At 59.2% G+C, this 14,195-nt stretch carries 14 protein-coding genes; 8 read left to right on the forward strand and 6 right to left on the reverse strand.

From position 1 onward, the window contains the following. Positions 1–156: 156 nt before the first annotated feature. A complete protein-coding gene (locus tag ACQZ45_RS07305; protein ID WP_003514848.1) occupies positions 157–2,184 on the reverse strand; it encodes a methyl-accepting chemotaxis protein in 2,028 nt (675 codons plus the stop codon). Between the two features lie 348 nt (positions 2,185–2,532). Between ACQZ45_RS07305 and rpmH the strand changes: the two genes are divergently transcribed. Genes rpmH through yihA form a run of 4 tightly spaced genes read left to right on the forward strand, consistent with a single transcriptional unit; the run spans position 2,533 to position 5,539 of the window. Next, on the forward strand, positions 2,533–2,670 hold the full coding sequence (rpmH, locus tag ACQZ45_RS07310) for a 50S ribosomal protein L34 (RefSeq protein ID WP_013635393.1): 138 nt from the start codon (positions 2,533–2,535) through the stop codon (positions 2,668–2,670). 36 nt (positions 2,671–2,706) lie between these two features. Next, entirely contained in the window at positions 2,707–3,090 is a 384-nt protein-coding gene (gene rnpA / locus ACQZ45_RS07315) for a ribonuclease P protein component (RefSeq protein WP_003514841.1), read from the forward strand. Next, the gene (yidC, locus tag ACQZ45_RS07320; RefSeq protein ID WP_113291248.1) at positions 3,090–4,889 is read left to right on the forward strand and encodes a membrane protein insertase YidC; all 1,800 of its coding nucleotides are present in this window, start codon (positions 3,090–3,092) and stop codon (positions 4,887–4,889) included. Before rnpA ends, yidC begins: the two co-directional genes overlap by 1 nt. Further along, on the forward strand, positions 4,886–5,539 hold the full coding sequence (yihA, locus tag ACQZ45_RS07325; RefSeq protein WP_003514838.1) for a ribosome biogenesis GTP-binding protein YihA/YsxC: 654 nt from the start codon (positions 4,886–4,888) through the stop codon (positions 5,537–5,539). The genes yidC and yihA overlap by 4 nt, the downstream gene beginning before the upstream one ends. A 13-nt stretch (positions 5,540–5,552) precedes the next feature. Here the strand turns inward: yihA and ACQZ45_RS07330 are convergent, their stop codons facing one another. Continuing rightward, complete coding sequence (locus ACQZ45_RS07330; protein WP_003514836.1) at positions 5,553–5,930, reverse strand: hypothetical protein; 378 nt, start codon at positions 5,928–5,930, stop codon at positions 5,553–5,555. A 360-nt stretch (positions 5,931–6,290) separates the two neighbouring features. Here ACQZ45_RS07330 and argB point away from each other — a divergent pair, with 360 nt between their 5' ends. Further along, the gene (argB, locus tag ACQZ45_RS07335; protein ID WP_003514834.1) at positions 6,291–7,175 is read left to right on the forward strand and encodes an acetylglutamate kinase; all 885 of its coding nucleotides are present in this window, start codon (positions 6,291–6,293) and stop codon (positions 7,173–7,175) included. Between the two features lie 48 nt (positions 7,176–7,223). Here the strand turns inward: argB and ACQZ45_RS07340 are convergent, their stop codons facing one another. After that, positions 7,224–8,141, reverse strand: coding sequence for a DMT family transporter (locus ACQZ45_RS07340; RefSeq protein ID WP_112675285.1), 918 nt, complete (start codon positions 8,139–8,141; stop codon positions 7,224–7,226). Between the two features lie 106 nt (positions 8,142–8,247). Between ACQZ45_RS07340 and ACQZ45_RS07345 the strand changes: the two genes are divergently transcribed. Next, a complete protein-coding gene (locus ACQZ45_RS07345; protein WP_113291249.1) occupies positions 8,248–8,961 on the forward strand; it encodes a pyrimidine 5'-nucleotidase in 714 nt (237 codons plus the stop codon). A 122-nt stretch (positions 8,962–9,083) separates the two neighbouring features. Next, positions 9,084–9,680 (forward strand): EF-hand domain-containing protein, encoded by a 597-nt coding sequence (locus tag ACQZ45_RS07350; RefSeq protein ID WP_113291250.1) that lies wholly within the window; start codon positions 9,084–9,086, stop codon positions 9,678–9,680. A 43-nt stretch (positions 9,681–9,723) separates the two neighbouring features. On the opposite strand, the gene ACQZ45_RS07355 is transcribed toward ACQZ45_RS07350, so the two are convergent. Together ACQZ45_RS07355 and ACQZ45_RS07360 are read right to left on the reverse strand one after the other, a co-directional pair. Then, positions 9,724–9,981, reverse strand: a complete 258-nt coding sequence (locus ACQZ45_RS07355) for a BQ00720 family protein (RefSeq protein ID WP_003493591.1) — start codon at positions 9,979–9,981, stop codon at positions 9,724–9,726. A 56-nt stretch (positions 9,982–10,037) separates the two neighbouring features. Continuing rightward, positions 10,038–10,463, reverse strand: coding sequence for an Hsp20 family protein (locus tag ACQZ45_RS07360; RefSeq protein ID WP_013635387.1), 426 nt, complete (start codon positions 10,461–10,463; stop codon positions 10,038–10,040). A 212-nt stretch (positions 10,464–10,675) separates the two neighbouring features. Here ACQZ45_RS07360 and ACQZ45_RS07365 point away from each other — a divergent pair, with 212 nt between their 5' ends. Continuing rightward, the gene (locus tag ACQZ45_RS07365; RefSeq protein ID WP_113291296.1) at positions 10,676–11,620 is read left to right on the forward strand and encodes a nucleoside hydrolase; all 945 of its coding nucleotides are present in this window, start codon (positions 10,676–10,678) and stop codon (positions 11,618–11,620) included. Between the two features lie 70 nt (positions 11,621–11,690). Here the strand turns inward: ACQZ45_RS07365 and ACQZ45_RS07370 are convergent, their stop codons facing one another. After that, positions 11,691–14,036 carry a methyl-accepting chemotaxis protein gene (locus tag ACQZ45_RS07370; protein ID WP_026330650.1) on the reverse strand — a complete coding sequence of 782 codons (2,346 nt, stop codon included), beginning with the start codon at positions 14,034–14,036 and terminating at the stop codon, positions 11,691–11,693. Between the last annotated feature and the right edge of the window lie 159 nt (positions 14,037–14,195).

Consider the following 14,195-nt stretch of genomic DNA (forward strand, 5'->3'; position numbering starts at 1 on the left):
GCTCGGTTTATATGCAAGCACGATAATAGGACCTAACAGATATTTTTCAAATGCGTTGCAAAACAAACGTTTCCATCGCCTGAAAAACAAAACGCCGCCCGAGAGGGCGGCGTTTGACTTAGAACCGGTCTCAAGCGAAACCGCAGGCGGAATGGCTTAGAACTCCTGCCAGTCCCCGTTCGCCACAGCAGCGGCTGGTTGGGCGTTGAGAGCGCGGCTGACGCTGCTCATCAATTTACGTGCCGGAGAGGCCACGGCCGCTGCCCTTCCGGACACCGCCACTGGCCGCATCGGCTGTTCTGCGCGAGAGCGGATCTGACCATCCTCTACGCCGACCTTGAAGCGCGACACCAGCGTGACGAGATGGCCCGCTTCACCGCTCAGCTTGTGGGTTGCGGCCGAGGTTTCCTCCACCATTGCGGCATTGCGCTGCGTCACCTGATCCATCTGGTTGATGGCGGTATTCACCTCATGCAGGCCGGTCGACTGTTCCCGCGCCGCGGTGGCGATCGAATGGATATGTTCGTTGATAGCCAGAACGCGGGTCTCGATCTCGCCCAGCGCGCTGCCGGTTCTCTGCACCAGCGACACACCGCGCCCGACCTCTTCGCCGGACTTGGTGATCAGCGCCTTGATGTCCTTCGCAGCCGTCGCAGAGCGTTGCGCCAGTTCACGCACTTCCTGTGCGACGACAGCGAAGCCCTTGCCCGCCTCACCCGCACGCGCGGCCTCAACGCCGGCGTTCAGCGCCAGGAGGTTGGTCTGAAAGGCGATCTCGTCAATGACATTGATGATCTGGCTGATTTCCCGCGAGGCATGCTCGATCCGATCCATGGCGGAGACGGCATCGCGCACGACATTGGCGGATTCTGCCGTCTTCTGCTTGGTCTCTGCGACCATGGTGCTGGCTTCCTGAGCCCGATCCGTGGAATTGCGAACGACGGCGGTGATTTCGTCGAGGGCGGCGGAGGTTTCCTCCAGTGCCGCAGCCTGCTGTTCCGTCCGCTTCGAAAGGTCGTCGGCCGCCGAACGCAATTCGTTCGCATTGCCGCTGATGCCTTCCGTGCTGCTGCGCACTTCCCGCATCGTCTCCCGCAGCTTGGCCAGCGTCTCGTTGACATTGGTCTGGAGCTCGGCGAAGACGCCGCGGAACTCGCCATCCATCTTTTCCGTCAGATCGCCCCGCGCCAGACCTTCGATGACGCGGCTGGTCTCGGAAACACCATTGTCCACGCCGGTGAGCAGGGCATTGATCGTCGCAGCGAAACGATTGAGGTTTTCGTCGCCGTAATCCTTGTTGATGCGGCGGCTGAAATCGCCCTGGGCCGCAGCGTCGACGACAACGGCCATGCCGGCCTGCAGGTCATCGCTCTTGGCACGCATGGCGGTTTCCTGCGCATTCATGCGGCGCACTTCACGACCGTTCTTCTTGAAGACTTCGACTGCCGCTGCCATTTCGCCGATTTCGTCGGTGCGGCCGAGATAGGGAACGTCCGCGTCCAGATTTCCGTCCGCAACGGCATTCATCACTTCCGAAACCTTGCGGATGGGCGCGCTCAGCTGCCGCGCTCCGATGTAGAGGCCGAACGCCGCGCCGGCCAATATGCCGCTGCCGGTGACGATGATGACCAGCCAGAAGGTCGTCGTTACAAACCCGTCGATGCCCGCCTTGACGGCTTCAAGCCCGGCGATGTCATTCTTCACGACAGCATCGATTTCCGCCTGATAGGCTTTGCGGTTGGCCCGGTTCGCGTCGTTGTTACCCTGCTGGTTGGCAGCCTGCGGGCCGGCCTCGCGGGCAAGCCGCGCCGTTTCCAGACGGAAGGCCTTGAATTCCTTGAAGCGACTGGAGAGATTGTCGAAGGCCGCCTTCTGTTCTGCCGGAACGAGAGGGGTCCAGGTTGCGATCAGCTTCTCCATGGCGTCGAGGTTCTTGACGATGCCATCAGCAAAAGGTGCCGCCTTTTCGATATCGGGCGCAGCGTAGACCCCGCGCGCCTCCATGACGACCGCAGTCACAAGCCGGTTCAGCGCTTCACCCTTATAGGCGCGCTCCGCTGCCTTTTCGTATCCGACCGTGCGCACCTGAAATTCGCTGACCGCATATATGGACAGGCCGCCGATGGTGCAGGCCACAAGGCTCATAAGCCCGACAAGAAGATTGATACGACCGCGAATTCTCAATTTCGTTCCCCCAAAAGCCAGCCGCACGATGGAAAATGGGAAGCTGGCATAACTTTTCCCGTCACAACATTTATCAATGCCGTCTTAAGAAAGAATTTCAGAATTTACCGATCGTGCGATCGGAATGCGCCCGCATCGCCCGTGAGCGAAGCCGATTTCATGGCGCTTCCGCAAAAGGTGAAGCGCGAAAACCCCTTCGGCAATTGACTTTGCTCGGCCTATGCCCTTATAAGCCGCGCACGCTCGGCCATTAAAAGCTCGCCCAGGCGGGGTTAGCCGTGCAAAAAACGAAACGCTCTTGCAAATAGTGCAAATTCAAGAAGGGCCGCACACCGCGGTATTAAATAAATGTCGAAGCGTACATTCCAGCCATCCAAGCTTGTTCGCAAGCGTCGTCATGGTTTCCGTGCCCGTATGGCTACTGCCGGCGGTCGCAAAGTTCTCGCAGCCCGCCGCGCGCGCGGCCGCGCAAGTCTGTCGGCTTAATTGCCGTCTCTGTGGCCCGATGAAAGTCGCGGGCACATGAGCAAGACAAAAAAACTGCCCGGCCGGCTTAAAAACCGGTCGGATTTTCTTGCCGTGCAGACGGGGGAAAAGCGTCGGGGAGGCACCTTTCTTCTGGAGGTCCTCGACAGGAAAACCCCGGAAACCGAACCTCGGGTCGGTTTCACCGTAACGAAAAGACAAGGCAACGCGGTCGAGCGAAATCGCATGCGCCGCCGTCTCAAGGAAGCCGTCAGGCTTTCTGCCGGATTCGCAATGAAGCCCGGCCATGACTATGTGATTGTCGCCCGCAGGGACGTGCTCGAGACGGCCTTCCCGAAACTTCAGTCTCTCCTTACCGAGCGAATTGAAGGAACGGCGAAACCGAAACGGTCCCAGGACACCCGCTCCAGGAAAGAATGATGGAAAAGAACCGCAATTACTTCATCGCGATAGCCCTTTCGGTTGTCATCGTCCTCGCCTGGCAATTCCTTTACATGAATCCGCGCATCGAGCAGCAGCGCCGCGCCGAAGAGGCCCGCCAGGCGCAGCAGCAGACAACGCAGCAACAGCCGGCACCGGGTGCCGCACCCGGCGTGACCGTCGACGGCGCACCGCCTGCCTCCTCCACGCAGGCCGCCGCCACGGCGACGCGTGAAGAGGCGATTGCAAAAAGCCAGCGTGTCGCCATCGACACCAACGCCATCGCCGGCTCGATCAATCTGACCGGCGCCCGCTTCGATGACATCCGGCTCAAGGGCTACCATGAGACCGTCGATGACTCGAGCCCGATCATCACGCTGTTTTCGCCTTCCGACACCAAGGACGGCTACTTCACCGAACTCGGTTACGTTGGCGGTGCCGATGCCGGCAGCGTTCCCGGTCCTTCGACCGTGTGGACACTCGCAAGCGGCGACAAGCTGACGGAGACCACACCGGTTACGCTGAAGTATACCAACCAGAATGGCGTCGTTTTCTCGCGTACCGTTTCGATCGATCAGCATTACATGATCACGGTCAACGACAAGGTCGAGAACCCCGGGCAGGCGCCCGTCTCCTTTGCCACCTACGGCCGCGTGACGCGCAACAACAAGCCCGCAATACCGCCCGTTTTCGTCATCCATGAAGGCTTCCTCGGCGTCTCGGGCAAAGACGGCAGCCTGACGGAAGAAAAATACAAGGATGTCGAAGAAACCCCGGTAACGATTGCCAAGGCGACCGGCGGCTGGCTCGGCATCACCGACAAATATTGGGCCGCTGCCATTGTGCCGCCGCAGATGACGCCGTTCGAAACGCGTTACTCGCACATCAAGGGCAATCAGCCGAGCTACCAGGCCGATTTCAAGAGCGACACCATGACGGTCGAACCCGGCCAGTCCATCGAACTGAAGAGCCTTGTCTTCGCCGGTGCCAAGGAAGTGCCGCTGGTTGACCGCTATGAAACCGAATATTCCATTCCGAAGTTCGACCTGTTGATCGACTGGGGCTGGTTCTACTTCATCACCAAGCCGATGTTCAAAATGATGGATTTCTTCTTCCGTTATTTTGGCAACTTCGGTGTGGCCATCCTGCTGACCACCATCGTCGTCAAGGCTCTCTTCTTCCCGCTCGCCAGCAAGCAATATGCATCCATGGCGAACATGAAGCGCATGCAGCCGAAGATGGAAGAACTGAAGGCCAAGCATGGCGATGACCGCATGGCCATGCAGCAGGCGATGATGCAGCTCTACAAGGAAGAGAAGATCAATCCGGTTGCCGGCTGCTGGCCGATGCTGCTGCAGATTCCGGTCTTCTTCGCGCTCTACAAGGTCATCTACGTCACCATCGAAATGCGGCATGCACCGTTCTTCGGCTGGATTCACGACCTTTCCGCGCCAGATCCGACCTCGCTGTTCAACCTGTTCGGCCTTCTGCCCTACGACGTGCCGCACTTCCTGATGATCGGCGTCTGGCCCCTCGTCATGGGCATCACGATGTTCCTGCAGATGCGCATGAACCCGACCCCACCCGATCCGACACAGGCGATGATCTTCACCTGGATGCCGCTGATCTTCACCTTCATGCTGGCTTCGTTCCCCGCCGGTCTGGTTATCTACTGGGCATGGAACAACACGCTGTCGATCTCGCAGCAGGCCCTCATCATGAAGCGTCACGGTGCCAAGATCGAACTGTTCGATAATCTCAAAGGGCTATTCAAGCGAAAGCCGGTGCAATCGAAATGAGTGAAACCGGCCCGGCAACCGAAAAGCCCCTCTTCGGGCGACCCTGGATATTCATTCGCGGCGTTCCCGCGATGAAATTCCTGCCGCCCGAAGGCCCGCCGGAGATTGCCTTCGCCGGACGTTCGAATGTCGGCAAGTCTTCGCTCATCAATGCGCTGGTGGGCCACAAAGGCCTTGCCCGCACCTCCAACACACCCGGACGCACGCAGGAACTGAACTACTTCGTTCCTGAGGGTTATTCCGGTGAGCCGGGCGACCTGCCGCCGATGGCGCTGGTCGATATGCCGGGTTACGGCTATGCGCAGGCGCCGAAGGACCACGTCGATGCCTGGACGAAGCTCGTCTTCGATTACCTGCGTGGACGTGCGACGCTGAAGCGCGTGTACGTGCTGATCGATTCCCGCCACGGAATAAAAAAGAACGACGAGGAGGTTCTTGGCCTGCTCGACAAGGCGGCCGTGTCATATCAGGTCGTGCTGACGAAGACGGACAAGATCAAGGACGTTGGCGTTCCCCGGCTGATCAGTGAAACGCTGGAGAAAATCCGCAAGCGTCCCGCCGCCTATCCGGAAGTTCTCGCTACCTCGTCGGAAAAATCCTTCGGGCTGGATAGCCTGCGCGCCGAGATCGTACGAACGGTCTCGCTCTAAAAGACCATCGCCTTCAGGCGATGGTGAAAAGCAAGACGGCGGTCCACAGCATCGCCGTCAGTGCCAGAAGCCGCCAGAAACGCACGGAATTCCACACCTCCAGAAGCATCGCGGCGAATATGCTGCCATTGCGAAGCGGCTGGCCCTTGAATGGCAGACCGGAGCGAAGCGGATCCCTGTCAAGCAGGGCTGCAACGCCCGCTCTTTCGCGATATTCGGTTTCCGCCAGATTGTCCCGCCAGCGCCTGACCATGGCCGCAAACTGGCGGTCGCGTTTGACGCGTTTTGCAAGCTCCGCCATGCTTTCCGGTGGCAAGGCACCCAGCACATATTCGCCAGCGAGTACTTCGTCCCGCAAACCGCTTTGCTTGTCTCGATCCGGTACGGTCATATGTTTTCAAACTCCTCGGTCGTTCAGGCCAGCATCGTTTTTTGCGATGCGCAACGATCCTCCGTCGCCCTGCTGAATAACCCCTCCCCTGCTCGCCACAAGGCTGGTCCGATTGGTGCTTTATGTCAATCTTATTACGCGCCGCAGGCCGCCCAAAAGCGGAATTTTACTATGCGCCGACACAATATGGCCCGGAGGTTACTTCATTCATTCACCCCGCGTATTCACCTGTCCTTGCAAACGCATCGACATGCCGAATCTGCGCATCCTGCACCGCAAAAATCGATTCCGATTTTTGCGCCGATGCTGTAGAGCGATGAAAGGCTCTCAAGGGCCGCAACCACAGACCGAGGTTTTTCCATGACTGCTTCCGAAAGCGAGACTCAGGCGCGGCTGCTCGCACAGGCTCTGCCCTTTATGCAGAAATATGAGAACAAGACCATCGTGGTGAAATATGGCGGTCATGCCATGGGCGACTCCACACTTGGAAAGGCTTTTGCGGAAGATATCGCCCTGTTGAAGCAGTCCGGTATCAACCCCATCGTCGTGCACGGCGGCGGCCCGCAGATCGGCGCGATGCTGACGAAGATGGGCATTGAATCGAAGTTCGAAAGCGGCTTGCGCGTTACCGATGCCAAGACAGTCGAGATCGTCGAAATGGTTCTGGCCGGCTCGATCAACAAGGAGATCGTCGCGCTCATCAACCAGACGGGCGAATGGGCCATTGGCCTGTGCGGCAAGGACGGCAACATGGTCTTCGCCGAAAAGGCGAAAAAGACCGTCGTCGATCCCGACAGCAATATCGAGCGCGTTCTCGATCTTGGTTTTGTCGGTGAAGTCGTCGAGGTCGACCGCACCCTGCTTGACCTGCTTGCCAAGTCGGAGATGATCCCTGTCATCGCTCCCGTCGCTCCCGGTCGCGATGGCGCCACCTACAACATCAATGCCGACACCTTTGCCGGCGCAATTGCCGGTGCGCTCAACGCCACCCGCCTCCTGTTCCTCACGGACGTGCCTGGTGTTCTCGACAAGAACAAGGAACTCATCAAGGAACTGACGGTCTCCCAGGCGCGTGCGCTGATCAAGGACGGCACGATTTCCGGTGGGATGATCCCGAAGGTCGAGACCTGCATCGAGGCCATCAAGGCCGGTGTTCAGGGCGTGGTGATCCTCAACGGCAAGACCGCCCATTCCGTTCTTCTGGAAATCTTCACGGAAGGCGCGGGCACGCTCATCGTGCCCTGATACGGTTCATGTGGCGGACGGGAATGCCTGTCCGCCACGACAACACTTTCAGCCGAATATCAGAAGCGACAGCACGCCCAGCACGATCAGCAGGCAGCCCGAGAGTTCCAGCCGGTTGATCTTTTCCTTGAAGAAGAGCACGGTCGAGGCGAAGGCGAAGAGCATCTCCACCTGCGCCAGCGCCTTGACCACAGCCGCCTGCTGCAACGTCATCGCCGTGAACCAGCCGAATGACGCCGTGGCCCCCACGAAACCGACCGCAAGCGACGGTTTCCATGCCTTCGCGATCCGCCGCAATTCGTCCCTCTCCCGCCATATGATCCACAAGAACATCGCCAAGGTCTGCGTCACGATGACAACGACGAGGGTAAAGCCGGCCTGCATCACCGCATCCGGTGCCGGCAGGCTGGGTGCTAGCGCCAGCGAGGCCGAACGGTAAGCGACAGACGACAGGCCGAAAAAAGCCCCCGAGGCGAGGCCGATGCCCGCCGTCCGGCTGAAGATGGAGGTGAGAATGGAGGCAGGGGTCACTTCCGTGCGCGCGACCGAAATCAGCATGACGCCGGCCACCGAAATAGCGATGGCCGCAAGAGTGCCGCCATTGACGCTTTCGCCAACGAAAATCAGCGCAAACAATGCCGCCTGCGCCGGCTCAGTTCGGGAATAGGCCGTGCCAACCGCGAAGTTGCGGAAGGAAAACAGGTGCACCAACAGGAAAGTGGCGGCGATCTGCGCCATGGCCCCAACCATCGCCCAGACGGCGAATGACATGTTCGGCACCGGCAGCGGCCGGCCAAGTACACCATGCAGAAAAACGAGATAGGCAAGAGCGAAGGGCATTCCAAAAACGAAGCGCACGAAAGTTGCGCCCGTGGTGCCCATCATGCCCTTCAGGTGTTTTTGCAGGGTCGAGCGCAGGTTCTGCAAGAACGCGCTTGCGAAGGTTATGCCTATCCAGAGTTCCATGATCTTGGCGGTATCATGCGCTGGAGGCCGCAGCCAAGCCCGATTTTCCCGTCTGTCGTCGTCTTTTCGATTTTCTTCGGCATTCGAAACGGGCATAAAGCTGCCCATGGACACAAAGCCGAAAAACCTGCCCGATGCCGCCGATTTCGCCCACGTCAATGAATGGGTCTTCGACCTCGACAACACGCTCTATCCGCATCACGTCAATCTGTTTTCCCAGATCGATCGTAACATGACGGCGTATGTTGCGGAGCTTTTAAAGCTCGAGCCCGACGAGGCTCGCGCACTTCAGAAGCGCTATTACCACGAACATGGCACCACGCTTCAGGGCCTGATGATCCACTACGGCATCAGCCCGGACGAGTTTCTGGAGCGCGCGCATGCCATCGACTATTCCGCGCTGAGCCCGCATCCGGAGCTCGGCGAGGCAATCAAGGCGTTGCCGGGCCGCAAGTTCATCCTCACCAATGGCAGCGTCAAGCATGCACAGGCAGCGGCGGGCGCGCTCGGCATTCTCGACCATTTCGAGGATATTTTCGATATCGTCGCCGCGGACTATCTGCCAAAACCGGCCAGCGCGACATATGAGAAGTTCGCCGCACTTGCGAAGCTCGACACCAGAAAAGCCGCCATGTTCGAGGACCTGCCACGCAATCTCGCGGCACCCAAGGCACTCGGCATGAAGACCGTGCTGCTCGTTCCTTCGAACCTCGAAGGCGTCATCATGGAGCGCTGGGAGATTCCCGCGGCGACGGATGAGCATATCGACTACATCACTGACGATCTGACCGGTTTCCTGACCAAAACGATCACCCGCTGACCGGCAACATCGAAATCGAGCGCAGACGACATTACCGAAGCTTCATGCACCTTACGGATGTTTAAGTAGTGAACTGCCACCTGCGCCACTATCTTCCTCCTCAGGGACACCAACGGAAGGTAATGACGATGTCTACACGAAAGATCGCACTCTCTGCTCTTGGCGCAGCCCTCTTGCTCGGCTCGGCCGCTACAGCCAGCTTTGCGGCCCCGCCAGCGCACGGCAAAGGCCACGGCGAGCGCATGCCGTTCCGCCCGGAACTGGCGTTCGTTCAGCTGCTGAAGGTGGCCGACACCAACAAGGACGGCAAGATTACCAAGGAAGAGTTCGCCGCACGTCAGGACGCACTTTTTGCCGAGATCGACAAGGACAAGGACGGTTCGATCACGCCAAAGGAAATGCGTGAATACCGCCAGGCCAAAATGGAGGCGTTCCGTGCGGCTCATCCGCGCCCAGAGGCTGCTAACGCCAAAGCGGGCGAAGGCAAGGGACCTGAGGGCAAGCGCGCCGAACGCGAACATGGCGGTCGTCAGGGCTGGGGCAAGCATGGCGGCAAGGGTGGGGCGTTCGCGATGATGCGCATGGCCGACACCGATGAAAACGGCCAGGTCAGCAAGGCCGAATTCACCGCAGCCGGCGAAAAAATGTTCGAACGGCTGGACAGGAACAAGGACGGCGTCATCTCTATCGATGATATGCCAGACCGCCCGTTCCTTTAATCACATAAGAAAAAGCCCGCTCAATCGGCGGGCTTTTTTCCTTTCAATGCAGGCTGACGGTTTTCAGATCGTCTTCGGCAGCCTTGAAAAACGTGCTGGAACGATTGTCTGTCAGGAGGATCGGCGTGCCATCCGCGCCAAACAGGGCCCAGAGATCGAGTTGCGGATCGAGATCAGGCGCTTCCGGGAAACAGCGGCTTACGTCTTCCGCGCGGATTTTACGGATATAGCCCACTTCTCCCTCGCCGATATGAGCGAGCTGGGACCGGGTGAGACGCGCATGCGCTTCTTTTAAAAGCATATTTCAGCCTCCTTCTTCACGCCGAGCGATTCGTGTCGGATTCCGGCGTTCACGTTCTACTCTGAGACGGAAATATTAATTTTCTTTACCACGTTTGAAATTTCGGGCTTCACCAGATCGATGGCAAGAAGGCCGTTGCGCAGGCGCGCGTCCCTCACCTGCATGCCGTCTGCAAGCACGAAGACCCGCTGGAATTGCCGGGCAGCGATACCCCGGTAGAGAAAATCTCGCTTTTCCTGCTCCTGCTGGCGACCGCGAATGACGAGCTGATTGTCGGCCGTCGTCACATCCAGATCGTCCTGCGAAAAACCGGCGACTGCAATCGTGATACGCAGGCGTTCCGGCACGTCTTCACCGCCGGGCAGGCGCTCGATGTTGTATGGAGGGTAGCCATCATTGGCCTTCGCCATACGCTCCAGCGTTTTTTCCATGGCATCAAAACCCAGCAAAAGCGGGTGGGTGAATGGCGTCATGCGGCTCATATCGTCTCTGTCCTTGCAACCAAGCGACGTTTCGCGGTCCCGCTTCCGGCAACCCTGCCGGTCAATCTTACCGGCTCTACGCAATATGGGAAGCAAAACCACGATGCGCAAGGCGGGGCCACAAGGCAAAGGCGGGCACGCCGAGGAATGAGACTTGACAAGTGAGCGTCCGCCGCTCGAAAAAAGCGCCTTATCTCAACGGCGGGCAAGACATGGCAGAACGCAGAAAAATCATCATAGACACGGATCCAGGTCAGGACGACGCGGCAGCGATCATGCTGGCTTTCGCAAGCCCGGAAGAAATTGAAATTCTCGGTCTGTGCGCCGTCGCCGGCAATGTTCCGCTGAAACTGACCAGCCGCAACATCCGCATCATCTGCGAATTGTGCGACCGCACCGATATTCCCGTCTATGAGGGTGCCGAGCGGCCACTGGTGCGAAAGCCCATCACTGCCAAGCATGTTCACGGCAGCACCGGCCTTGATGGCCCGGTTCTCGACGAGCCGACGATGGAGGCACAAAAGCAGCACGCCGTCGATTTCATGATCGAAACGCTGCTGCGGGAGCCTGCGGGCACCGTGACGCTCTGCACGCTCGGCGCGCTGACCAATGTGGCGCTGGCTTTGCAGAAGGCCCCCGAGATTGCAGGCCGCGTCAAGGAACTTGTGATGATGGGTGGCGGCTTCTTTGAAGGCGGCAACATCACACCGGCTGCGGAATTCAACATCTATGTCGATCCGCAGGCTGCCGATATCGTCTTCCGTTCCGGCGTGCCCATCGTCGTAATGCCGCTTGACGTAACCCACCAGTTGCTGACCACCAAGGCGCGTGTCAGCCGCATTCGCGATATAGGCACACGCCCGGCAATCGCCATGGCGGAAATGCTGGAATTCTTCGAGCGTTTCGACATCGAGAAATACGGTTCGGACGGCGGCCCCCTGCACGATCCAAGCGTCATCGCCTATCTCCTCAAGCCCGAGCTGTTTCAGGGCCGCGATTGCAATGTCGAAATCGAGGTCAATTCCGAACTGACCATGGGCATGACGGTGGTGGATTGGTGGCGGGTGACCGAGCGCCCGGTCAACGCCCGCGTGATGCGAAATGTGGATGCGGACGGCTTTTTCGAATTGCTGACGGAACGTTTCGCCCGCCTCTGATGGGAACGCAGACATGAAAAGGGCCGCTGGCATGACCAGCGGCCCTTTCATTTGGAACCACGGGATATTCTCAGAACTCGGTCCAGTCGTCCTGTGCCAGCGCGTTTGCGCCGCTGGTTCTTGGGCGCGAACGTTGGGTCGCAGCCGAGCGGCCCGATGCCTGTGACGGGGCGACAGGCGCACGCATTGCCGCCGCGGTGGCGCGCAATTGCTGGCTCGACTGGCTGGAATGACCGCCGGATACGGAGAAGCCGGCAACGAGCGATTTCAACGTTTCCGCCTCGCTGTTCAGCGTCACGCTTGCCGCCGTTGTTTCTTCCACCATGGCCGCATTCTGCTGGGTGACCTGATCCATCTGGGTGACGGCGGAATTGATTTCCTTGAGACCGACCGCCTGCTCGCTGGCGGAGGCCGAAATCTGCCGTATCAGCTGGTTGATCTGCAGAACCTGATCGGCAATCTTTCTCATCGTCTCGCCGGCCTTGCCGACCAGCTGGACGCCCTCGCCCACCTGCCTTGCGGAGGTGTTGATCAGACCTTTGATCTCCTTCGCAGCCGTCGCGGAACGTTGCGCCAGTTCACGTACTTCCTGCGCGACGACGGCAAAACCCTTGCCAGCCTCGCCCGCACGGGCAGCTTCCACACCGGCATTCAGCGCCAGAAGGTTGGTCTGGAAAGCGATTTCGTCGATTACCCCGATGATGCGGGAGATTTCCGCCGAGGATTGAGCGATGCCTTCCATGGAACTGACGGCCTGCTGCACGACCTCGCCCGACTTGCCGGCGTCATCGCAGGCATTGCTGACAGCTGTCGCCGCCTGCGCTGCGTTTTCCGCACTGGAATTGACCTGCGCAGTCAGCTGGTTGAGGGCGGCAGCGGTTTCTTCCAGGCTTGCAGCCTGCTGTTCCGTGCGGTGGGAGAGATCGCTCGCAGCGCGGGTGATCTCGCCCGTGCCGTTGCCGATGCTGGCAACGGTTCCGTTGACGGTGGAAACGGTTTCCTCGAGGCTGGCGAGCGCCGAGTTGAAGTCGTTGCGCAGCTTTGCATATTCACCGGGGAACTGGTCCTCGATACGATAGGTCAGATTGCCCTGCGAGAGCGCATTGAGACCCGCGCCGAGTACGCTCACGATGTGTTGCTGCATCCGGCTGTTCTCATTGCGCTCGGATTCGGACCTTTGGCGCTCCGTTTCCGCATTGCCACGCTGCACGGCGGCATCCGCTTCCATTTCGCGGATACCGGCAAGCTTCGCACGGAAGCCTTCCAGAGCCGTTGCCACCGCGCCCGTCTCATCCCTGCGATCCTGTCCGGAAACCGGCACATCGTAACGACCGTCGCTCAGTGTTTTCACATCGGAGACCAGGGAGGCGAGCGGATTGCGGACGAAATAGCGGACGGAGAAATAAAGCGCGGCAATAACCGCCGCAAGAATGACGATCGCCCCGAGGATCATCAGATAAGTCTGCTCCTGCACTGGCGCGTTCAACGCCTGATGCGGGATATCCACCAGAACCACCCAGGTGGCATTGAGGCCCGGAACCGCAAACGGATAGACAAGGCGGTTATAGGGCGCGTCTGTATCAAGGCCGAGATTTTCGATCAGGCCCTGCTTGCCGGATGTGATCGCCGCCTGAACGGTGCTTGCACCCTCTCCGTCATAGGCCTTCATGTTCTGCTCGGGCGTCGGCGGTACCAGCCATTGGCCGCCCTGCGAAATGAGTGTCACACGGCCGGTTTCGAAAGGATGCAGAGCCTGCAGCTTCTGCGACAGAGCTGCCAGAGAGATATCGACCCCCGCCACACCAATCATCTTACCATCAGACATGACGGGATAGGCAAGCGAGGTCATTGTGGTGGGCACTTCCGTGCCTTCGGCCAGATAGGGCTGGGTAATGGCGCCCTTGCCGGATTTGGCAGCCAGCGAATACCACTCCGCCGCATAGTCGTTCTTGAAGGTCGAAAACTGGATGTCGCCTTTCTGGGTCTTCGACCAGTAGGGGGCAAATGCACCCGTTGCATTGGTGCCGAGATCGAGCCTGTTGGCGATCTCGGTGGTCTGTCCGTCGAAAAGGCCCAGCTGCTCACAGAACCAGCTTCCGAAAGCGAAAGCATTCTGCTCGACATTGGCCTTGAGGATGTTGACGATGCCGGGGCGGTCCATCGATTTCGCCTGGTGCGCACGGCCGATGATACCGGCCATGGAGCGGGCAGCACTGCCGAGTTCACCGACATCTGCGGCGATGACGTTGGCGATGGCGCGTGCCTCGGTGTTCGCCTGATCCATGGTCAGCGAATGGACACGGTCGCTGGTCTGGGAAATGAGGAAGGAATTCGATGCGACAAGGACCGTGGTGATTGCACAGCCGGTTACAAGGATCAGCTTGGTCGCAAGCGACTTCACTTTGAAATTGAACATTTTGGCCTCGATCAAATCGCCGGCCGAAAAGGCTGGCGTCAACGGATGAGAAATCTCCGTCATGGAGGCCCGCCCGCTGGGGGCAGTGCGCTGCAACGCGACGAGGGGAAATTAGAATATCTTTGCTAATTAACCCCTAAAATTCCCCCGTCGCATCGA

The sequence above is a fragment of the Agrobacterium sp. 16-2014-1-2a genome, assembly GCF_053522705.1.